At 59.8% G+C, this 19425-nt stretch carries 19 protein-coding genes; 8 read left to right on the forward strand and 11 right to left on the reverse strand.

Features of this window, described 5'->3' with window-relative positions; genetic code table 11:
- Positions 1–18: 18 nt before the first annotated feature.
- Positions 19–1182: an acyl-CoA dehydrogenase family protein gene (locus ACZ1G7_RS04365; protein ID WP_472662618.1), complete on the reverse strand. Its 1164-nt coding sequence runs from the start codon at positions 1180–1182 to the stop codon at positions 19–21.
- Positions 1183–1774: 592 nt separating this feature from the next.
- Here ACZ1G7_RS04365 and ACZ1G7_RS04370 point away from each other — a divergent pair.
- Together ACZ1G7_RS04370 and ACZ1G7_RS04375 are read left to right on the forward strand one after the other, a co-directional pair.
- Positions 1775–2302 carry a hypothetical protein gene (locus ACZ1G7_RS04370; RefSeq protein WP_472662620.1) on the forward strand — a complete coding sequence of 176 codons (528 nt, stop codon included), beginning with the start codon at positions 1775–1777 and terminating at the stop codon, positions 2300–2302.
- A gap of 233 nt (positions 2303–2535) precedes the next feature.
- Complete coding sequence (locus tag ACZ1G7_RS04375; RefSeq protein WP_472662622.1) at positions 2536–3696, forward strand: aromatic ring-hydroxylating oxygenase subunit alpha; 1161 nt, start codon at positions 2536–2538, stop codon at positions 3694–3696.
- A 102-nt stretch (positions 3697–3798) separates the two neighbouring features.
- Here ACZ1G7_RS04375 and ACZ1G7_RS04380 read toward each other — a convergent pair whose 3' ends face one another.
- Both ACZ1G7_RS04380 and ACZ1G7_RS04385 read right to left on the reverse strand, forming a co-directional pair.
- Positions 3799–5019, reverse strand: coding sequence for a DegT/DnrJ/EryC1/StrS family aminotransferase (locus ACZ1G7_RS04380; protein WP_472662624.1), 1221 nt, complete (start codon positions 5017–5019; stop codon positions 3799–3801).
- 78 nt (positions 5020–5097) lie between these two features.
- Positions 5098–5769: an HAD-IA family hydrolase gene (locus ACZ1G7_RS04385; protein WP_472662625.1), complete on the reverse strand. Its 672-nt coding sequence runs from the start codon at positions 5767–5769 to the stop codon at positions 5098–5100.
- Positions 5770–5883: 114 nt separating this feature from the next.
- On the opposite strand from ACZ1G7_RS04385, the gene glmU reads away from it, so the two are divergent.
- From glmU to ACZ1G7_RS04400, 3 genes are read left to right on the forward strand one after another with little or no spacing between them, the layout of a single operon-like run.
- Complete coding sequence (glmU, locus tag ACZ1G7_RS04390; RefSeq protein WP_472662626.1) at positions 5884–7224, forward strand: bifunctional UDP-N-acetylglucosamine diphosphorylase/glucosamine-1-phosphate N-acetyltransferase GlmU; 1341 nt, start codon at positions 5884–5886, stop codon at positions 7222–7224.
- A complete protein-coding gene (glmS, locus tag ACZ1G7_RS04395) occupies positions 7225–9048 on the forward strand; it encodes a glutamine--fructose-6-phosphate transaminase (isomerizing) (protein WP_472662627.1) in 1824 nt (607 codons plus the stop codon). It abuts the gene before it with no gap.
- Positions 9045–9725, forward strand: a complete 681-nt coding sequence (locus ACZ1G7_RS04400) for a DNA alkylation repair protein (RefSeq protein WP_472662628.1) — start codon at positions 9045–9047, stop codon at positions 9723–9725. The genes glmS and ACZ1G7_RS04400 overlap by 4 nt, the downstream gene beginning before the upstream one ends.
- Before the next feature lie 103 nt (positions 9726–9828).
- Here ACZ1G7_RS04400 and ACZ1G7_RS04405 read toward each other — a convergent pair whose 3' ends face one another.
- Entirely contained in the window at positions 9829–10272 is a 444-nt protein-coding gene (locus ACZ1G7_RS04405; protein ID WP_472662629.1) for a hypothetical protein, read from the reverse strand.
- An 85-nt stretch (positions 10273–10357) separates the two neighbouring features.
- Here ACZ1G7_RS04405 and moaA point away from each other — a divergent pair, with 85 nt between their 5' ends.
- Complete coding sequence (gene moaA, locus ACZ1G7_RS04410; RefSeq protein WP_472662630.1) at positions 10358–11362, forward strand: GTP 3',8-cyclase MoaA; 1005 nt, start codon at positions 10358–10360, stop codon at positions 11360–11362.
- A 147-nt stretch (positions 11363–11509) separates the two neighbouring features.
- Here moaA and ACZ1G7_RS04415 read toward each other — a convergent pair whose 3' ends face one another.
- From ACZ1G7_RS04415 to ACZ1G7_RS04430, 4 genes are all read right to left on the reverse strand, one after another.
- Positions 11510–11797, reverse strand: a complete 288-nt coding sequence (locus ACZ1G7_RS04415) for a hypothetical protein (RefSeq protein WP_472662631.1) — start codon at positions 11795–11797, stop codon at positions 11510–11512.
- A gap of 44 nt (positions 11798–11841) precedes the next feature.
- Positions 11842–13005 carry a M20 aminoacylase family protein gene (locus ACZ1G7_RS04420; protein ID WP_472662632.1) on the reverse strand — a complete coding sequence of 388 codons (1164 nt, stop codon included), beginning with the start codon at positions 13003–13005 and terminating at the stop codon, positions 11842–11844.
- 116 nt (positions 13006–13121) lie between these two features.
- Positions 13122–13511, reverse strand: coding sequence for a PAS domain-containing protein (locus ACZ1G7_RS04425; RefSeq protein WP_472662633.1), 390 nt, complete (start codon positions 13509–13511; stop codon positions 13122–13124).
- Entirely contained in the window at positions 13508–13885 is a 378-nt protein-coding gene (locus tag ACZ1G7_RS04430) for a helix-turn-helix domain-containing protein (protein ID WP_472662634.1), read from the reverse strand. Before ACZ1G7_RS04430 ends, ACZ1G7_RS04425 begins: the two co-directional genes overlap by 4 nt.
- Positions 13886–14103: 218 nt before the next feature.
- Between ACZ1G7_RS04430 and ACZ1G7_RS04435 the strand changes: the two genes are divergently transcribed.
- Both ACZ1G7_RS04435 and ACZ1G7_RS04440 read left to right on the forward strand, forming a co-directional pair.
- Positions 14104–15009 (forward strand): type IV pili methyl-accepting chemotaxis transducer N-terminal domain-containing protein, encoded by a 906-nt coding sequence (locus ACZ1G7_RS04435; protein ID WP_472662635.1) that lies wholly within the window; start codon positions 14104–14106, stop codon positions 15007–15009.
- Positions 15010–15155: 146 nt separating this feature from the next.
- Positions 15156–16508, forward strand: coding sequence for a DUF3179 domain-containing (seleno)protein (locus tag ACZ1G7_RS04440; RefSeq protein WP_472662636.1), 1353 nt, complete (start codon positions 15156–15158; stop codon positions 16506–16508).
- A 5-nt stretch (positions 16509–16513) separates the two neighbouring features.
- Here ACZ1G7_RS04440 and ACZ1G7_RS04445 read toward each other — a convergent pair whose 3' ends face one another.
- The 3 genes from ACZ1G7_RS04445 to ACZ1G7_RS04455 form a co-directional block, all read right to left on the reverse strand.
- Positions 16514–17773, reverse strand: a complete 1260-nt coding sequence (locus ACZ1G7_RS04445; RefSeq protein ID WP_472662637.1) for a TRAP transporter large permease — start codon at positions 17771–17773, stop codon at positions 16514–16516.
- Entirely contained in the window at positions 17770–18333 is a 564-nt protein-coding gene (locus ACZ1G7_RS04450) for a TRAP transporter small permease (protein WP_472662638.1), read from the reverse strand. The genes ACZ1G7_RS04445 and ACZ1G7_RS04450 overlap by 4 nt, the downstream gene beginning before the upstream one ends.
- 107 nt (positions 18334–18440) lie before the next feature.
- The gene (locus ACZ1G7_RS04455) at positions 18441–19418 is read right to left on the reverse strand and encodes a TRAP transporter substrate-binding protein (protein ID WP_472662639.1); all 978 of its coding nucleotides are present in this window, start codon (positions 19416–19418) and stop codon (positions 18441–18443) included.
- Positions 19419–19425: the final 7 nt, after the last annotated feature.

A 19425-nucleotide genomic window follows, 5' to 3' on the forward strand; every position in this document is an offset into this window, starting at 1 on the left:
TTAGGATAGCTATCCGCGTCACCCCATAGCCCCCACCAGCTCGCGCCCCACAAGCATGCGCCTGATCTCGGAGGTGCCAGCTCCGATCTCCATCAGCTTGGCGTCGCGGAACAGGCGGGCGACAGGCGCGTCGGCCAGAAAACCCGCACCGCCCATGGCTTGCACGGCTTGATGGGCTTGCTTCATCGCCTCTTCGTTAGAATAGAGGCAGCAGGCGGCGGCATCTTGTCGGGTAACGGTACCGCGGTCGCAGGCCTTGGCGACCTCATAGACATAGGCGCGGGCGGAATTCATCGCCGTGTACATATCGGCGATCTTGCCCTGCATCAGCTGGAAGGAGCCGATGGGTTGGCCGAATTGTTTGCGCTCCGCCATGTAGGGCATGATCGCATCCATGCAGGCGGCCATGATGCCGGTGCCGATGCCTGCCAGAACAACGCGCTCATAGTCGAGGCCCGACATCAGAACCTTCGCGCCCCGCCCCTCTTCGCCAAGGATGTTTTCGAACGGCACCTCAACATTATCAAAAATCAGCTCTGCCGTGTTGGAGCCGCGCATGCCCAGCTTGTCGAAATGCGGGCTGGTGCTGAACCCCGCCATGTCCTTCTCGATCAAAAACGCCGTGATCCCCTTTGAGCCCGCATCCGGATCGGTCTTGGCATAGACCACCAAAGTCGTGGCGTCGGGGCCGTTGGTAATCCAGTATTTGTTGCCCGTCAGCCGGAAATGGTCGTTGCGCTTCTCGGCCCGCAGCTTCATCGACACGACGTCGCTGCCCGCGCCCGCTTCAGACATGGCCAAAGCGCCGACATGCGCGCCGGAGATGAGCCCGGGCAGGTATTTGCGCTTCTGTTCCTCGGTGCCGTTCAGTTTGATCTGGTTGACGCAGAGGTTGGAATGCGCCCCGTAGCTGAGGGAGACTGAGGCGGAGGCGCGCGCGATTTCCTCAATGGCCACGACATGGGCCAGGTAAGACATGCCGGCGCCGCCATACGCCTCATCAACCGTGATCCCCAGAAGGCCGAGTGCGCCCATTTCCTTCCACAGTTCGGAGGGGAACGTGTTGGAGGCATCGACCTCAGCCGCGATCGGCGCCACGCGCTCTTGCGCCCAGCGATGCACCATCTCGCGCAACGCGTTGACGTCCTCGCCGAGATCGAAATGCATGGAAGCTGCAAACATGGGCGGCCTTTTCAATTTTAATTGAACACTTGTTCAGATAATACGGAGCCTGCGCCCCCGGTCAACGTTTTTCTGGCAGCGACACGCGCCCGCCTTGGTGCGCTGCCGTCTTTTGATTGCGCGTAAATTAACCAATATTAACAGACCGGCGGATTCCCGCTGATGCTAAGGCGTGGTCTGAACGTTTCATGCCAAACCCGCGCGAGCCAACAAAAAAAGCTTTACGTGCGCGTCATGAATATCGGTGCCGCCATAATAACAAGGGGTCGGCGGAAAATGTGGCAAAAACAAGGCAGCCACTCGTTAACACTTCGCCACGTAAGCTTAACATTTCGTTAGTTTTTTCTTGCCCCTCCCCGGGTTCTGCCCCATTTTTGACAGGTTAACACCTGGGACCACTACCACGACTATGATCTACCTTGCCTTCTACCGAGGCGAGGGCCGGTTTTTAAGCGATACTCTTGTCCAAGCTGTCACTCGGTCTGAGTTTTCGCATTGCGAATTGTTTACGAGTAAGGAGCCGCCCTGCCACGGCGACACATATATGTGCATTTCTGCTGTTGGAAAACACGGGGGTGTCTGCGAGCGCGACATGACCTTTCGTAAGGGCGCGTATGAGTTTTTGCCGGTGCCGTGGGCACCCAAAGACACCCTAGATCGTGCGCGCAAACATATGGGCTGTGGCTACGATTATTGGGGGCTTTTGATGACCCAGTTCATCAACATGCGCCGTCACACCCCTGACCGCTGGTTCTGCTCAAAGCTCTGCGCGAAGGCCATGGGGCTGTCCGACCCGCATACCTACGCGCCCGGCGATCTGAAGCGCATCGTCGAGGAACATAATCGCACCTATTACGCCGCCCAGGAGCTGGTCGTTGCGCGCAAAAACGCCAGCCGACCACGGTTCACTCAAGGCGTGCCAACCTTCCCCGGAAGCGGCACCTTTGCCGGCGGGCTTTTGACCGCACGCGAAGGCGCACAGGCGGTGCTGGCACATCTCAACATGCCCTCCCCCGGCGGCCTCAGCGCCAATACCGCCCCGCTGCGCGTCGCCAAGCGCACACAGGGACTTGTGGCCGAACGCGCAGCACGGACAACCGACCTCCCCCCACGCAACTAGAAGAGGCAACGGTTTTGCAATTCGCGGACCGAGCGCACCGTTGAGGTCCATACAAGTCGAGCTGGGTAGGATGCCAGTCGAGTGGCGGCTATGCGGGACGAAGCTGCCGTTGGATTGTTTGAAGCAAACGTCTGTTCTTCTGCTTTTTGGATTTTTTGTCGCAAACAGCAATTGGCGTTCGAGGTGTCCTTGATAGATACATTTGTGAGTCTGACGCATGGGAGGCGACACCGATGGACAAAAATCCAATTCTGCAAGTACATGTCAAACGGAACCGTGATCTTACTCTAGGCGCGCGGTTCTACCTTGATCCGGCGGTCATGCACCTCGAAAAACAAGACCTGTTCCACACGACATGGCAATTCGTATGCCACGTCAGCGACATCACGGACACCGGCGATTTCTTCACCTTCACACTACATGGCGAGGAGTATTTCCTTGTCCTCGACGGTGAGGAAACCCTGCGCGGCTATGCCAATGTTTGCCCGCACCGGGGCCATCGGTTGGTGGACGGGACCGGCAACAAACGGGTGATCACCTGCCCCTATCATGCATGGACCTTTGGCCTGGACGGCGCGCTGCGGGGCGCGCGCGGGCTATCCCGGCGCGAAAAGGACTTCGACCAGATTGGACTGTCCTCCATTGCGGTGGATGTGCTTGCGGGGCTGGTCTTTGTGAATACCAGCAACACCGCGCCCCCGCTCAGGGAATTCGCGCCTGGTCTGGAGGGCCAGATCTTTAATGCCTGCCCCGATATCCTGGACTATGTGCCGAACCGCGACGGGGCGGAGTTCGGGCATACCTACATTTGCGATGCGAATTGGAAGGTCATGATCGACAATTATCTGGAATGCTACCATTGCCAGATGGCGCATCCGGACTTCAACGAGATGATGGCGATCCCGGACAGTGCCTTCACGCTTTTCCCGACTTTCACCTACCAGAATGCCCCGACGAAGAGGAAGCCCGACAACCTCGCCTTCCCGCTTGATCTAGACCATGATGTCTTGGTGGGCGAGTTCTGGTGGCTGTTCCCCAACATCACCTTGGGGCGGTTTCCGGGCACCCAGAACTTCTACATCTCTCGGTTCGATCCGGTCACGCCGTCGAGGACCTCTCGCTACACACTGTCGCTTAAACCAGCGGACGATACCGATCCTGGTGCGCCGGAGCGGGACCGATTGAGATCCGTCTGGACAAGAGATGTAGTCGCGAAAGAAGATCAGGCGCTTTGCGAAAGTGTGCAACGCGGAATGTCACATCGCAGCTTCCATCAAGGATGGTACGTAAGCGATTTGAACGACCATGGCATTTCGGAACATGCGATGCGGCATTTTCACGACCTTTACGAAACGTGGATTGCAGAAACACCGGAAGGAACTGGGTTCCCTTAACTCGCCGTTGGCTGCTTTGCAGCGCTGTGGACGATATGGGCTCAGAGCTGACATTCGCGGCAAACATGTCCGTGTAACCAATCCTACCTACCTGCCCAACGACTATTCGGCGGCGACTTGCCCGGCCAAAGCAATCGCCTCATCGGCGATGATGCGGGCGATTTGGGCGCAATCGTCCAGCGAAAAAGTAAGCGGCAGGCGCATGTCGATCAGGCCTGCTAGGACGCGGTCGGTTTGTGGCAGGGATTGGTCCTCAGCGTAGCGCCAGCTGTCATAGCGAGAGGTGAAAGCCTTGGGCTCGGCCGCGCCGAACCATTTCAGCTCCACGCCGCGCGCGGCGCAGCTGGCTACGAAACCTTCAATCTGGGCAGGCTGGTAGCCGGGCAATAGAAACTGGATGGACGAGCCTACGAAATGTCCCTCCACCGGGCGTTCGATCACTTGCAGACCCGGGCAATTGCGTAGGCCAAGCTCGACCGCTTTGTAACGCGCGTTCCAATTGTCGACCTGCGCCGCCAGCGTTCCCAATTGCGGGCGCAGGATCGCGGCGCGCAAATTGTCCATGCGGCCCGATATGTTGGGCGTGTCGTATTTGACGCGTTCGAACACCTCAGCAGGCGGGGACGCCAGATGGCGCGCGTACAGCATGTAGCTGCCCGACAGAATAATCGCGCGGGCCATCACTTCGGCATCGTCGGAGATCAAAAAGCCCCCCTCGCCCGAATTGACATGTTTGTAGGTCTGGCAGGAATAGCAGCCGATCACGCCATGCCGGCCCGACGGCGTGCCGCGCCAGTCCGCCCCCATCGTATGAGCGCAATCCTCGATCACTTGCACGCCCTCCGCGTCGCAGATCGCCATCAGCGCGTCCATGTCGACAAGATGCCCGCGCATATGGCTGAGCAGCAGGGTTTTCGCGCCCGAGCCTGCGATTTTCGCTTTCAGGTCGTCCAAATCAATGACCAGCCCGTCGGTCACCTCAACAAAGACAGGCTCCGCGCCCAGAGACGCAATCGCGCCCGGCACTGGCGCCAGGGTGAACCCGTTTGACAGCACTTTGTCGCCCGCTTTGACGCCCACAGCGCGCATTGCGCAGCCCATTGCGTAGCCGCCCGAGGCCACGGCGAGCGCGTATTTGGCACCCGTCAGCGCGGCAAATTCCTGCTCCAATAGCGCGGTCTCGCCATGCTCGCCCTCCGCCACATTGTAGCGGTGCAAACGGCCATGCTGCAGCACGTCCATCGCGGCCTTTATGCCCGCCTCCGGGATCGGCTCTTGCTGGGTGAATGACCCCTTAAATACGCCCGTGAAACGTTCCGGCATCGCGCCCTCCTTGGTCGGGGCGATGTTGCGCGGGCGGGCGCGCGGCGTCAACGGGCGTGATGCCGCAAATCCCCGCGTTCAGCTAATCGGGATCAGTTTTTCAACCGCTGCATCCAGCGCGTCGAAATGATCTATCGTCTCGTCGGGGAACAGCTCCAGCACCGAATGCCCGGCGGGGCTGAATGTGACCAAAATCGACGGCACCCCAGCGGCGGTGGAGGTTTTGCGGTCCGTCGCCGTATCGCCCACCAACAGAGATTGCGCCAGCGTGCCACCCGCCTGTTCGACCGCAAGAAGGTAAGGCGCGGGATCGGGCTTACTGACCGGCAAGGTTTTGGCGCCGACAATAGCATCAAACATATGTGACACGCCCAACAGCTTCAAAAGCGGCTCTGCCAGTTCAATCGGTTTGTTGGTGCAGACGGCCAGCTTGTAGCCCGCGCGTTTCAGGCGGATCAGCGCTGCCTCCGCCCCGTCATATAGCGTGGTCTTGGCGCAAAGCTGGTCGAAATAGGCCGCAATCAGCTTGGGGTAATGCGCGTCCAGCAATGCGTCGGTCGGCTCAATCTCCAGCCGCTCGTAGCCCAGCCGAAACATCGCGCGCCCGCCGCGCAAGGCGGTGCCTGCGTCACGCGGATGTTGCAGCACATCGCCATGCCCTTCAGCGCGGAACACCGCATTGGCGGCGTCCAGCAGATCGCCGCTGGTATCGGCCAAAGTGCCGTCGAGATCGAAAACAACTGTGCGCATGCCCTGCCCTTTGTCGTTCGTCGCTTGTAATGCGCCGTAACCTGTTTTGAGGCCGCGCATCTTGCGCCAGCCCGCCGCTAGGGTAGAACGGGCACAAATCTAAGGAAAGCAGATATGCAAACCGCTCTCGTCATTCTGGCCGCAGGCATGGGCAGCAGAATGAAATCGACCCGCCCCAAAGTGCTGCATGAGGTGGCCGGCCTGTCGCTGGTCGGGCACGCTTTGCGCGCGGGTACCGCCTTGAACCCTGCTCGCGTGGTGGTGGTCACCGGGCATGGCGCGGACGCCGTCGAGGCGGAGGTCGCGCGCCTATCGCCCAAAGCCATCTGCGTGCGCCAAGACCAGCAATTGGGCACCGGCCACGCCGTCGACCAAGCCCGCGCCGCATTGGCCGATTTCGATGGACGGGTGATTGTGCTCTTTGGCGACACGCCGTTCGTGCGCGCGGAAACGCTGACCACGCTCGCCGCGTCGCAGGCCGATGTCACCATTCTGGGCTTTGACGCCCAAGATCCCGCGCGCTACGGGCGGCTGGTCACCGAAGGCGAGACGCTCAAACGTATCGTCGAGGCGAAGGATGCGACCCCCAATGAGCTTGCCATCACCTTGTGCAATTCCGGCGTTAAATCAGTCGATTGCAAGGTTCTGTTCACCTTGATATCGGAGCTATCGGACGACAATGCCAGCGGCGAATACTACCTCACCGACATTGTCGGGCTGGCCACTGACCGCGGGCTTAGCGCCACCGTTGTGACCTGCCCGGAAGCAGAGACTTTGGGCATCAATTCGCGCGACGATCTGGCCCATGCAGAGCGCGTGTTTCAGGCCCAAGCCCGCGCGCAGGCCATGGAAAACGGTGTCACGCTCGCAGATCCTGACAGCGTCTATTTCTCTCATGACACGCAGCTGGCGCAAGATGTCTGGGTCGGCCCCAACGTGGTCTTCGGCCCCGGCGTAACCGTCGAAAGCGGCGCAGAAATCCGGGCCTTCTGCCATCTCGAAGGCGCCCATGTCGGCCCGAACACCCAAATCGGCCCCTACGCCCGGCTTCGCCCAGGCGCCGCATTGTCCGAGGGCGCTCGGATCGGCAATTTCGTCGAAATCAAGAACGCGCAGATCGACGCGGGCGCTAAGGTGAACCACCTGTCCTATGTGGGTGACGCCCATGTCGGTGCGGGCGCGAATATTGGCGCAGGTACCATCACCTGCAACTATGACGGCGTCATGAAGCACCGTACCGAGATCGGCGCGGGCGCGTTTGTCGGTTCCAACACCTTGCTGGTGGCCCCTGTGAAAATGGGCGCAGAAAGCATGACCGCGTCAGGCACGGTCGTGACCAAAGACGTCCCCGACGGCGCAATGGCCATTGGTCGGGCAGAGACAGCTATCAAACCCGGTTTCGCGCGCAAGCTGATGCAGATATTGCGCGCCAAGAAAATGAAAAGAGGCAGATAAATGTGCGGAATCGTTGGTGTTTTGGGAACCCATGAGGTCTCCCCCATTTTGGTTGAGGCGCTCAAACGTCTTGAATATCGCGGATATGACAGCGCAGGGATTGCGACCGTCAATAACGGCACGCTGGACCGGCGCCGCGCCGTGGGCAAGCTGATCAACCTGTCCGATTTGCTGGTGCATGACCCGCTGCCTGGCAAGTCCGGGATCGGCCACACCCGCTGGGCCACGCATGGCGCGCCAACGGTCGAAAACGCGCATCCGCATCAATCTGGCCGCGTCGCCGTGGTCCATAACGGGATCATCGAAAACTTTAAGGCCCTGCGCGAAGAACTGGCGCAGGACGGCATCAAACCGGTGACCGAAACCGACACAGAAACCGTGGTGCTGCTGGCCCAAAAATACCTTGATCAGGGCATGACCCCGCAGGAAGCCGCGGAGATGACAATCGGCCGGCTGGAAGGCGCATTTGCGCTGTGTTTCCTGTTCCACGGCGAGGATGATCTGATGATCGCAGCCCGCAAGGGATCCCCGCTGGCCATCGGCCACGGCGAGGGCGAGATGTTCGTCGGCTCCGACGCGATTGCGCTTGCGCCAATGACCGATCAGGTCACCTATCTTGAAGAAGGCGACCGCGCCGTTCTGACCCGCACCAGCCTTGCGATTTATGACGCGCGCGGACGGCAAGCGACCCGGCAGATGAAGAAAATCCGGCTGGATGCAACGCGGGTAGAAAAAGGTGGCCACAAGCATTTCATGGCCAAGGAAATCGCCGAACAGCCCGTCGTTCTGGCCGACGCAATCTCGGCCTATGCCGGCAGCGCGGGCAACACGATCACCCTGCCCGGCGGCGAGCTGGATTTCACCAGCTGCGACCGGATCACGATGGTGGCCTGCGGCACGGCCTTTCTGGCCTGTCAGGTGGCGAAATACTGGTTCGAACAGCTCGCAGGCCTGCCGGTGGAGGTCGATATCGCCTCCGAATACCGCTACCGCAACCCGCCGATTTCCGACAAATCCTTCGCGCTGTTCGTCTCCCAATCAGGCGAGACGGCGGACACATTGGCGGCCCTTCGCTACGCCTCCGGGAAAGCCAGTAAAATTCTGTCCGTGGTCAACGTGCCCGAAAGCTCCATCGCGCGGGAAAGCGATCTGGCGCTGCCCATTCTGGCCGGGACCGAGATTGGCGTCGCCTCCACCAAGGCATTCACCTGCCAGCTCACCATTTTGGCGCTTCTGGCGCTCAAAGCCGCCCATCAGCGCGGCAAATTGGACGAGGCAGGCCTCGCCGCAAAGCTGTCCGATCTGCGCAACCTGCCGGGCCTGATCAATCAGGCCTTGTCGCTGGAGCCGGTGATCAAAGCCGTCGCGCGCAAGATTTCACTGGCCACAGACGCCATCTATCTAGGGCGCGGCCCGATGTACCCGTTGGCGCTTGAAGGCGCTCTAAAACTAAAAGAAATCAGCTACATACACGCCGAAGGTTACGCGTCAGGTGAGCTAAAACACGGCCCCATCGCCCTGATTGATCGCAACATGCCCGTCGTCGTCATGGCGCCGATGGATGAGCTGTTCGAAAAGACCATTTCCAACATGCAGGAGGTGATGGCCCGCGGCGGCAAGGTCATTCTGATCACCGATAGCGAGGGCGCAAAACACGGCGCTGACGGCGTGTGGGAAGGCATCGTGATGCCCAGCTGCGACCCGTTTCTGGCTCCCATTCTCTACGCAATTCCCGCCCAACTGCTCAGCTATCACGCCGCCGTGGCCAAAGGCACCGATGTCGACCAGCCACGCAATCTGGCCAAATCCGTCACCGTCGAATGACACCCGCAGCCGCCCTCGCCCAGCTTGAAAGCTTGGGCAACGCTGCCAAAGCCACTGACATGGCCGCCTACCACAAGGTGGATCGGCGCTATCTGGGCGTGTCCAACCCGGTGCTCGACGCGCTCGCCAAAGACTGGCGCACCGAACTGGATGTCGAGGCCCGCGTCGCACTGTCAGACGCGCTCTGGCGTGACGGCAGCCATGAGGCGCGCGTGCTTGCCGCCAAGCTTCTGACACAGGCCCGCCTGCGCCCATCTGATGACAGTGCCTGGGCGCTGATCAAATCCTGGGCTCCAGATTTTGACGCCTGGGCGATAGCCGATCACGCCTGTATGGCAGGGCAAAAGCGGCTGGTTTGGCAGCCGTCGCGCTTGGATGAGATCGAAGAATGGCACCAATCAGACCATATGTGGACCCGCCGCGCAGCCTTGGTGATCACCCTGCCCTGGACCAAGCAAAACCACCCCAAACCCGCCGATCTGGCGATCCGCGACCAAGTGCTGGGCTGGGCCGCCACCTATGTCGCCGACCATGAATGGTTCATCCAGAAAGCCGTCGCCTGGTGGCTGCGTGAGCTGTCAAAACATGACGCCCCGCGCGTGCACGCGTTTCTCGCGGCCCATGGCGATCAGATGAAACCCTTCGCGGTGAAAGAGGCCAGCCGCAAACTCACCTGATCCCTTTCATTGTTTCAAAAATATTCCAGGGAGCGCGAGGGACTGGTCCCTCGCCGTAGCGACACGCGCAGCGTGGCGCAAACAAGGACTCAAACAGCCTCGCCTATTGCGCATAGACCTTCAGCGGCGCCAGATCTGTCAGTGCAAAATCTAGGGCCCGCATCGCCGACAATGAAATCTCGCTGCCCGCGCCGGACGCGCCGTCCAATGGGATCAAGATCACCTGCGCAACCGCCCCGCCTTCGCGCTCCACCCGGCCCGGCGTCTCGGCCTTGACCAGCGGAGTTTTCAGCCAGAATCCGGGCTGCGTTGGATCGCCCAGGCTCGCCACCGTCTCGCCCAACAGGCCAGAGCTTGGCTGCGTCTGCGCTGACGCATCGGCCGTGTCGTCCGCCTCTGCCTCCGTAGCGCTGTCCGCGTCAGTTGGCGTGACAACGGGGGCCACAACAGGCGCTTCGACCACGTCGGAGGGTGGTTTGACATTCGCACAGGCTGACAGTGTAAGCATAAGGACGGCGGCGGCAAAAAAGCGGGGTATATTGATCATAGCCCAACCCTAGGCCCGCTTCACATTGGCTTCAACCATCCAACTGTGGCTTGTGATCGTGCCGTGCCGGGCATAGGCTCCCTCCATGACCAAAACGCTCATCGACCCGTTTCAACGTGCCATCACCTATCTGCGCCTATCGGTGACGGATCGCTGTGATTTTCGCTGTGTCTATTGCATGTCCGAGAACATGACCTTTCTGCCCAAAAAGGACCTGCTGAGCCTTGAGGAACTGGATCGGCTTTGTACCAGCTTCATCGGCTTAGGCGTTGAAAAACTTAGAATAACCGGCGGTGAGCCTTTGGTACGGCGCGGTATCATGACCTTCTTTGACGCGATGTCGCGCCATCTGGACACCGGCGCGCTCAAAGAGCTGACGCTCACAACCAACGGCTCACAGCTGGAGCGCTTCGCGGATGACCTTTTTGCTGCTGGCGTGCGGCGCGTGAACATCTCCCTCGACACGCTTGATGAGACGAAATTTGCCGAAATCACCCGTTGGGGCCGCCTGCCGCAAGTGCTGCGCGGCGTCGATGCGGCGCTGAAAGCGGGCTTGAAGGTCAAAATCAACGTGGTCGCCTTGAAAGACTTCAACGAGGATGAGCTCTTCACCCTCGCCGCCTGGTGCGCCGATCTGGGAATGGATCTGACCTTTATCGAGGTCATGCCAATGGGCGATATCGGCAATGAAAACCGCATTGGCCAATATTGGTCACTCGATGATCTACGCGCCAAACTGGCAGAGCAATTCACCCTCACCGACCTGTCGGAGCGTACCGGCGGCCCCGCGCGCTACATGCGACTTGAAGAAACCGGCCAAAAAATCGGGCTGATCACGCCGCTTACTCATAATTTCTGCGAAAGCTGTAACCGGGTGCGCGTCACCTGCACGGGTGAAATTTACACCTGTCTGGGTCAAGAAGGAAAAAGCGACCTACGCGCGCCCTTGCGTGCATCAGAGGGCAATGCCCCACTGGAAGAAGCAATTCACGCGGCCATCGGGCTGAAACCCAAGGGCCACGATTTTGATTATTCCCGGCAGGAGCTTGGCGGTCAAATGACCCGCCACATGAGCCATACCGGGGGATGAAACGCTAGTTTCTAAACGTCGCGTTGCCGTATTGAAAATCAACGTTCCCGATTGGCTTTGACGCGGGATAGCCAGTCGACACACAATTTGCTTTGGTCTGGCGCAAGGTTCGCGCGGACCGCGCTTTTGCGAAAAACGTGAAATCCTTCACCACGGTTTTGCCGTCAAACAGCAGCTTGCCCCCCGTAATCCGCTGCGGATCGCACTGTTAAGCTGGATGTTCGTCGACACGCCGACGCCGCACATTTCATAGACGCCATTTACCACAATCAGCTTGGACAATGCGTCATAGCCACCTGGCGTCGCGCCCGTCCAGCGCATGCTGACATCGTTGAAATCGCCATCAACAGCGATGGTACGGGTAATCTTGTTTTTAGCATCTGCTGCGCCGGCCATAAGCATCAATGCGGCCGCAGCCGAAACGATAATTTTCATGTTAAATCTTCCTAATAAAACACTGATATTTTTAAGTTAGTCGGTCAATTTTGGGCTGGCAACCGCTGCTCGACAATTTCTGACCACCAAGAGCATCCTGCCGGAATAATATCGTCATTGAAGTTGTATTCAGGGTGATGGACCGGGGCTGTGTCGCCATTTCCGACCAAAATATAGGCACCGGGACGTTCTTCCAGCATGAAGGCGAAATCCTCCCCCATCACCAGCGGCGCGTCATCGCATGCGCCCGACACAGATGCCGCGACCTCGGCTGCGAAGGCGGTTTGGGCGTCATGGTTGGACATAACGGGGTAACCCTTCATGTAATTGACATCCGCTGTGCCGCCAAAGGTCGCGGCCGTGCCCTCGCAGATCTCGGGCAGGCGCTTGGCGGCCAGATCGCGCATCTCGGTGGAAAGCGTGCGCACGGTGCCTTTCAGCGTGACCGTCTCGGGGATAACATTGAACGCCTTGCTTTCGGTCTCAAACGAGGTCACGGAAACAACCATTTGTTGCACCGGGTCGGCGTTGCGCGACACCAGCGATTGCAAAGCCAGCACCATGTGGGACGCAATGACAGTCGTGTCGATGGTTTCCTGCGGCTTGGCCGCATGCCCGCCGCGCCCTTTGACGGTGATCTCAAACGTGTCGGTGGCCGCAAAAAACGCGCCGGGGCGGATCGCGAAACTGCCAACAGGACGGCCGGGCCAATTGTGCATGCCGTAGACTTCATCAATGGACCAGCGGTCCATCATCCCGTCATCGCACATCTCCTTACCGCCGCCGCCGCCCTCTTCGGCAGGCTGAAAAATCACCACCACGGTGCCGTCAAAATTGCGCGTCTCGGACAGGTATTTGGCAGCCCCCAGCAGCATCGCCGTGTGCCCGTCATGCCCGCAAGCATGCATCGCCCCCGGCGTTTTGGACGCATAGTCGAGCCCTGTTGCCTCAAAGATCGGCAATGCATCCATGTCGGCGCGCAAGCCTATGGTTTTGTTGGATGTATTGGACTTTCCCTTGATCACCCCAACGACGCCCGTGCGCCCGATCCCTTCAACAACCTCGTCGCACCCAAAGGCACGCAGCTTTTCGGCCACCAGCGCTGAGGTCCGGTGCGTTTCAAACAGAATCTCAGGATGTTCATGCATGTCCCTGCGCCAAGCGGTGATCTCGGGCAGCAATTCGGCGAAACGATTCTTAACGGGCATGGCAGGTATCCTTTCTGGGCGGGGTCAGCGCATCGTCACGCCAAAACACTGGGTAGACAAGCCTTAGTCGGCAAAGGTCTTTTCTTCGTGACAGTTTGTCGCTGTCGCAGCGGCGGTCAGGTCACAAGCTTCTGGATCGCCACAAAATGAGTGACCCGATCATCATCCCCTACAACAGGACGGAAGTCGCATTCATGCTGAAAAAGGGACCCATCCGCGCGGTAATTCGTGATCCGGACAACCCCGGCTTCGGCTTCCGCAATCAGCCGTCGAAACGCGGCCACAGCTTCGGGTTCGGTCTTGGGGCCTTGCAGAAATGACAGGTTGCGCCCGATTGCTTGGCTGGGTGTGTAGCCGGTATGGGCTTCAAACGCGTCCGAGACGAAAATCACTGGCGTGCCCGGCGCGGCGGCGCATACAACCGTCGACGCGCGTAACGCCGCGTCGCGCTCCTGCGATGTAAGGGTGCCCGCAAGCACAGATTGAAGGGAGATATCTTCGCTCACGACCGCTGTTCGTCCTTCATCACTTCGACCAGTTGCACCAGCCGTTGTTTCTGCGTCACGCTGTCCAGCTGCGAATAGGCTGACACCAGGCGTGCAAGCAGACCGGCCTCATCCACGACGGAAGGCGCGACATCTTCATCGGGAAGAAAGTCGCTCACGGTCACACCGTAATGGACGGCCAGCTTGGCCAAATAGGTCAGACTGCATTTGCTATGTGCGTCTTCGTATTTTTGGTATTGCTGCGGGCTGATATCGATCAGCCGCGCGACCTGTACCTGTGTCATCCCCCGTCCAATGCGATGCGCGCGCAATTGGCGACCGACATGTTCATATATGCGGTCGGGTGCAAGCAGGCTGTCTGTGAGGTCTTCCACGTCATATTCCATTTCGTCGTTTCGGCCGAGCGCGCGCCTAAGTTAAGCATTACCGCCCAAAAAGCGCACATAAAAAGGCGCTCCGTTGTTATTCTGCGCCATTCCCCCTCAAAAAATAAGAAATATCATCGCAAAACACACGTTTTAATTAAATTTGACTAAATTGAGCCACATTTATTTAAGAAACCCCCTCTCATAAAGAGAGAGGACTTTTTGCCATGGCCCACCTATTGATCAAGACACTCGCTGTCACCGCAGCTTTGACATCCCACATCCACGCAACCGCCCTGCCCGACGAAATTGTCGACGTTAACTTTGTCGAAGACACCGGCGCCGCCGAACGCATTGAATCGGGGGATTTGCTGCGCACCTACTCTCAGGAAATCGCGGCTGCGGCATGCTTTTACCATAACGGCATTGAAACCGAGCTGAGCGAAGCGCTCATGGTTGAGGCGCGCGAAGGCTTCGGCCTGCGGCTCGCGGCGCTGCGCGACGGCGACGCAGATCTAGGCATCATCGGTGCTGAGGAACGCCGCAAGACGATCGCCAAGCTGGACGCGATCGAAACCGTCTGGGCCGAGATGGACGGCGCCGTAGACGCGCTGATGACGGACCAGAGCGACACCAAGGCGCTCACGGCAATCAAAGACACGAACATGCCGCTATTTGCGCTGACTGAGGATTTGACCACGGAACTTGCCGGGCAATATGCCAACCCCGCTGAATTGATGCTTTCAGACGTCATGTTGATGGAAATCGCCGGGCGTCAGGCCTTGATGACCCAAAAGATCGCGAAAAACGCCTGCAAACTTCTCAGCGGCCGCGATACCGACACTGTCCGGGACGAGCTGAAAAAATCCATCGCAGTCTATGAGGCCTCGCTCAACGCGTTGATCGACGGCATGCCCGCAATTGGCCTGATTGCCGCGCCCACCCCCGAAATTGCCGATGGGCTGCGCGTGGTAAAAGCGGATTGGGCAGAAACAAAGCCGGTGCTGAATGCGGTTGTGAACGGCACATCCGAACCCGATGCTCTGGCCTTTCTGTTCAGCCATATGGCCGAAGAAATGCACAAGCTCGAAGAGATCGCCCATAAATACGTGGTTTTCTCCAAACATGAGTGACCCGAAGGGGACTTTGCACGCCTGACGCAGGCGAGCCTGACATACGTGCCTGATAAAATAGTGATTGGGATGTGAGCGCGCTCTGTGCGTTAGATTTGGCGGCGGCTTTCTTTGGCCGCCGCAGATCTTTCGAAGGAGCCCGCCCCATGCCGTTTCGCGCTTTTTTTGTAGCCCTTTTCCTGTCCCTGCCTTTGGCGCAGATGGGCACAGCGCAAAACCTGCCAAGCTATGTCACCGAACAATTCGGCACCCCACCGGCAATCCCGACGGGCGATCTGTCCCCCGCGCTGCAATTTGCCGTGCGCGTGGCCTTCATCGACAGCGTGACGCTGAAGACATGGGACCAGAACCAGCAGCAGGCCTTGACCGAAATCGTCAAATCCGGCGACCCACGATTGGCTTGGTTGATCAGCGATATGCTGCGGTTCATTTCCTCCGACCGCTTGCAGGGCGAGCTGACTGGCGCGGCGTCACAGTTGCTGGGTAAGAAACTGCCCCGGCGTGACATTTGGGGTAACCTGACCGACCACCTGATCGCGTGGGACATCCCAGCCCCGCCCGAATACCTCAAAGCCAAACGCGCAATTTTCACCTCCATCGTGCCCGGCTGGGACCGAATTTTCACCGAGGGCGACATTGACTGGCGCTTGGTCTCTTGGGGCGGCGTTTTGATCGACGACCGCGCCTATGACGAAACGGACGTGCTGTGCAATTGCATCCCCGCCGCCGACAACCCAGAGGTCAGCACCGCGGCCGAGGCCACATGGCTGAATGAAGATGACATCGTCTTTGGCATCGTCATCAACGGGGAGGCCCGCGCCTACCCCCGCCAAATCATGGAAGTGCGCGAGATGGTCAATGACACGCTGGGCGGGCGCGATCTGGGCATCCCCTATTGCACGCTTTGCGGCGCCGCGCAGGCCTATTTCACTGACGCCTTGCCCGCTGGTGTGAAACGCCCGGTGCTGCGCACTTCGGGTCTGCTGATCCGGTCCAACAAGGTCATGTATGACGTCAACACTTTCTCAGTATTCGACACGTTTCTGGGCAAGGCCGTGACCGGCCCGCTGGCCAAGAAGGGCGTGCAACTGCAACAGGCCAACGTGGTCACGACCGATTGGGCCAGCTGGCAGGCCGCGCATCCCGACACAACCGTGCTGCTGGAACGCTACGCACTGGGCCGCGATCCTGATTTCCGCAATGGGCGCGACAAGGACGGCCCGATCTTCCCCGTGGGCGATGTCGACCCGCGCCTGCCCGTCCATGAAGACGTGATAGGCGTGATCACCGCCTCGGGCACGCCAGTGGCGTTTCAACGCTCCACCGCATTGGCCGCGCTTTTGCGGGGCGAGCAGATCACCGTTGAAAACGTGCGATTGATGCAGGACGCGGGCGGGATCAAGGCGGTTGACGCCAAGGGCCGCGATCTGGGCAGCCATCAGGCTTTCTGGTTCGCGTGGTCGCAATTTCACCCAACGACCCGGCTCTGGGCGCGCTAAGCGCCTTAGATCAAATAGGTCGACAGCACCGGAAAATAGCTGAGCAGCACCAGCACCAAAGCGACCGCAATCAAGAACGGCCAAAGCGATTTTAGGATCGCACCGGGCGTGGCGCCGCTCATCGACGACGCGATGTATAACCCGATGCCCACCGGCGGCGTCAGCAACCCAAGGACAAGGTTCAGACAGGCCACGACCCCGAACTGAAACGGGCTGATGTCGTAGGACCCGGTCGCAATCGGCAACAGGATCGGGGTGATCAGGATGATCGCCGCGATCCCGTCAATCACCATGCCGACGACCAGCAGCGCCAAATTGACGATCAGCAAGAACATAAACGGGTCGGAGGTGATCGAGGTGATCAACCCCGCCAGCTTCTGCGGCAGCTCCTCATAGATGATCACCCACCCAAAGACGCTGGCCGCCGCGATCATGAACAAGATCATCGACGCATTTGCGGCGGTGCGTAAAAACATCTGCCCTAAATGGCGCGGGTCGAGGTCGCCGTAAACCAGCCAACCCACCAAAAACGCGATGAGGGAGGCGAGCGCCGCGCTCTCCGTGGGCGTGGCGATGCCAAACAGAATGCCGCCGATGATCGCCACCGGCACCAGCATCGCGGGCAGCGCGCCGATCAGCGCCTGAACCGCCTCGCCGCGCGACAGCCACGTGCCCCGGGGCAGGTTTTGGGTCCAGCCGATCACGGTGATGACAAAGGCAAAGGCCAGCGACAGCAACAGCCCCGGGATAATGCCCGCGATGAACATGTCGCCAATCGGGACCTGCGCCAGCACCCCGAAGATGACGAACAGCATCGACGGCGGGATCACCGGGGCCAGCAACCCGCCCGCAGCGGTGGTGGCGGCGGCGAACCCTTTGTCGTAGCCCTCCTCCTCCATCGCGGGAACCATGGCGCGCGACATGACCGCGATTTGCGCCGTGGCCGAGCCGATGATCGCGGCCATGAACATGTTGGCCAGCAGGTTGATATAGGCCAGCCCGCCGCGAAACCCGCCCACGAAAATTCGCGCCAGTGCCACTAACCGCCGGGTCATACCGCCCTCATTCATCAGCTCGCCCGTCAGCATGAACAGCGGCACCGCCAGCAGCCCGTAATTTTCCAGCCCCGCAAACATTTTCTGCGCGAAGCTGTCAAACAACACGGTGTTGCCGCTTTCCCAAATGTACCAGATCGCGGTGACGCCCAGCACGATGGCCACCGGCACCGAGATGAACAGCGCGATCAGGAAGACGCCCGCGCTCATGACTGCGCCTCGGGCGGGGTGTGCGGCGGCACCGGGGCGGTGGAAAACAAATGCATCGCCGAATGGATGGTAGCCCCGATGGCAAACAGCCACATCACCAGCCAGAACAGGTATTTCGGCAGGCCCAGCGTCACCGTGGGCTCCGCATAGACAAAGTTGAATGTGCTGCCCTGAAAGGCGCGGATGTCAAATCCGGCCTTGGCGATCTCCAGAGGCAAAAACCAGCGCCAGCAGAACCACAGCATGCAGATCGCAAAGCCGAAAATCACCAGATCAACCAGCTTGGCCAGCGCCCGGCGCGCGGGCTCAGAGACGTTGTCGCGGACCAGCGTGATGGCAACAGAGCTGCGGTGATGCAACGCGGCGGAAGCCCCCAGAAAGGTCATCCAGACCATGGCGTAGATGGCCAGCTCATCGACCCAGAAGATCGCCGCCCCAAAATAGCGCGTGACAATGTTGAGCAGGATCAACGCGGTGATCGCCACCGCCATGAAGGCCGAGCCCCACAGCTCGATCCGGGCCAGCCCGGCGGAAAGTTTGGTCAGAAACGAACGGGTCATGCGCGCAAAGGATCACATCGGCTGGGCCGGGCAAAGCCGGAAATCACATAAGCCCCGCATCCAAGCCCCTGCACCGCAAGGCAGGCCCGGATGCGGGACGTATGCAGTTATTGCGCCGTGTCAGCGGCAACCGCGCGAAGGCCCTCAAGCGCGGCCGATTTTTCGGACCATTTGGCGTTCCAGTCATCCTCGACACCGCCAAAGAAGCTTTGGTCGACTTTGACATAGGTCTTGCCGGTCCCGTTGATCTGCTCCAGCCAGACCGGGTCTTTTTCAACGTAAGACGTCACGACGCCGGCCAGATGCTTGTTCATCAGCTCTGAAATGGTGGCGCGATCCGCCTCAGACAGGCCGGCCCAGACCTTGGCCGAAACCAAGCCCACCATCGGGAACATCATATGGTTGGATTCGATGATCGTGTCGGCATGTTCATAGTATTTCAGAACCCAGATCAGCTCCGCGTCCATGTCGATGGCGTCGACCTGGCCATTGGCCAGCGCCTCGTAGACGGCGGGCAAGGGCATCGGCGTGGGGGCGGCACCTATGGCGGAATAAAAATCAAGGATCGGCTCAAACGGCGTGATCCGCAGCTTCTTGCCCTCCAGATCCGCCGCCGAGCTGACATCGCCGCGCGCCACGATCTGGCGCAGGCCCGCCATGCCGTAGCCAAGGCCCACAACGCCCACGGTGCCCGGAAGCTGATCAAGCATATCCCGCGCGTAATCCGATTGGATAATCCGGGCCGCGTGCCCAATGTCATTGGCCAGGAACGGCGCGTAGAAGGCACCAAAATCCGGCGCGCGGTTCGACACTTCGGCCACGGTCAGAAATGCCATGTCCAATGCGCCGGTCTGCAATTGCTGCAGCATCTCGGCCTCATTGCCCAGCTGGCGCGCCGGGAAGACCGATACGCTATGCGCGCCGCCTGAGGCCTCCGCCAGATCGGCCCCGAAGGCTTCGGCGGCTTTGGTCCAGATATGCGGCGGCGGGGTGATCAGCCCCAGCCGGAAGTCGTTCGCATAGGCCCCAATGGAAGAGGCCGCAAAGACGGCCGCCGAGGCGATGAGTGTGGACAGATGTTTCATGATTTCC

The sequence above is a fragment of the Litoreibacter sp. JB4-2 genome (assembly GCF_055693445.1).

What these genes read in the sequence shown, in the direction of transcription:
- ACZ1G7_RS04385 (WP_472662625.1), bottom strand. Translation starts at nt 5,769, where the DNA reads ATGCGCACAGTTGTTTTCGATCTCGACGGCACTTTGGCCGATACCAGC.
- ACZ1G7_RS04420 (WP_472662632.1), bottom strand. Translation starts at nt 13,005, where the DNA reads ATGCCCGTTAAGAATCGTTTCGCCGAATTGCTGCCCGAGATCACCGCT.
- ACZ1G7_RS04370 (WP_472662620.1), top strand. Translation starts at nt 1,775, where the DNA reads ATGACCTTTCGTAAGGGCGCGTATGAGTTTTTGCCGGTGCCGTGGGCA.
- moaA (WP_472662630.1), top strand. Translation starts at nt 10,358, where the DNA reads ATGACCAAAACGCTCATCGACCCGTTTCAACGTGCCATCACCTATCTG.
- glmS (WP_472662627.1), top strand. Translation starts at nt 7,225, where the DNA reads ATGTGCGGAATCGTTGGTGTTTTGGGAACCCATGAGGTCTCCCCCATT.
- ACZ1G7_RS04375 (WP_472662622.1), top strand. Translation starts at nt 2,536, where the DNA reads ATGGACAAAAATCCAATTCTGCAAGTACATGTCAAACGGAACCGTGAT.
- ACZ1G7_RS04440 (WP_472662636.1), top strand. Translation starts at nt 15,156, where the DNA reads ATGCCGTTTCGCGCTTTTTTTGTAGCCCTTTTCCTGTCCCTGCCTTTG.
- ACZ1G7_RS04445 (WP_472662637.1), bottom strand. Translation starts at nt 17,773, where the DNA reads ATGAGCGCGGGCGTCTTCCTGATCGCGCTGTTCATCTCGGTGCCGGTG.
- ACZ1G7_RS04405 (WP_472662629.1), bottom strand. Translation starts at nt 10,272, where the DNA reads ATGATCAATATACCCCGCTTTTTTGCCGCCGCCGTCCTTATGCTTACA.
- ACZ1G7_RS04455 (WP_472662639.1), bottom strand. Translation starts at nt 19,418, where the DNA reads ATGAAACATCTGTCCACACTCATCGCCTCGGCGGCCGTCTTTGCGGCC.
- ACZ1G7_RS04365 (WP_472662618.1), bottom strand. Translation starts at nt 1,182, where the DNA reads ATGTTTGCAGCTTCCATGCATTTCGATCTCGGCGAGGACGTCAACGCG.
- ACZ1G7_RS04380 (WP_472662624.1), bottom strand. Translation starts at nt 5,019, where the DNA reads ATGCCGGAACGTTTCACGGGCGTATTTAAGGGGTCATTCACCCAGCAA.
- ACZ1G7_RS04400 (WP_472662628.1), top strand. Translation starts at nt 9,045, where the DNA reads ATGACACCCGCAGCCGCCCTCGCCCAGCTTGAAAGCTTGGGCAACGCT.
- glmU (WP_472662626.1), top strand. Translation starts at nt 5,884, where the DNA reads ATGCAAACCGCTCTCGTCATTCTGGCCGCAGGCATGGGCAGCAGAATG.
- ACZ1G7_RS04415 (WP_472662631.1), bottom strand. Translation starts at nt 11,797, where the DNA reads ATGAAAATTATCGTTTCGGCTGCGGCCGCATTGATGCTTATGGCCGGC.
- ACZ1G7_RS04450 (WP_472662638.1), bottom strand. Translation starts at nt 18,333, where the DNA reads ATGACCCGTTCGTTTCTGACCAAACTTTCCGCCGGGCTGGCCCGGATC.
- ACZ1G7_RS04435 (WP_472662635.1), top strand. Translation starts at nt 14,104, where the DNA reads ATGGCCCACCTATTGATCAAGACACTCGCTGTCACCGCAGCTTTGACA.